1 protein-coding gene is annotated in these 376 nt (G+C 56.1%); it reads left to right on the top strand.

Translation table 11 applies throughout. The annotated features are described in order from the left end of the window. Positions 1 to 183: hypothetical protein (locus EN859_RS40045; RefSeq protein ID WP_245525883.1), on the top strand; the 183-nt coding region annotated here is incomplete at its 5' end. Positions 184 to 376 lie beyond the last annotated feature (193 nt).

Here is a 376-nt window from a genome sequence, read left to right as displayed (position 1 = left end):
AATTCGGCCGCTGCCGACACCGTGAACTGGCGTCAATTCGAAGGGACCAGCATAACTTGGGCCTACGACATCCACCCCTATGCGGATGCTCTCGCTGCGCAACTTTCCGGAGTTCGAGAAGCTGACCCGGCATCAAGGTCACGCCGGAACTCTACCCAGACGATTCTTACTGGAACAAGATGACGATCCAACTGACGACGAAGTCGCCAGCATGGGATGTGTTCGGCACTGGCATTCAGCCCGCGTAGGACCTCGCTCCGAGTGGCGCCTGCTGGACAAATACCTGAGTGATCCGAAGCTTACCGATGCTGGATACGACTACATTCGGACATGATCAAGAAGTGCGCGGCTCCTTCCTTCGCCAATGATAACTGGA

The sequence above is a fragment of the Mesorhizobium sp. M00.F.Ca.ET.216.01.1.1 genome (assembly GCF_004010325.2).
Lineage (GTDB): Bacteria > Pseudomonadota > Alphaproteobacteria > Rhizobiales > Rhizobiaceae > Mesorhizobium.
The sequence above is the reverse complement of the archived record's forward strand: the minus strand, read 5'-3'. Positions and strand labels throughout refer to the sequence as shown.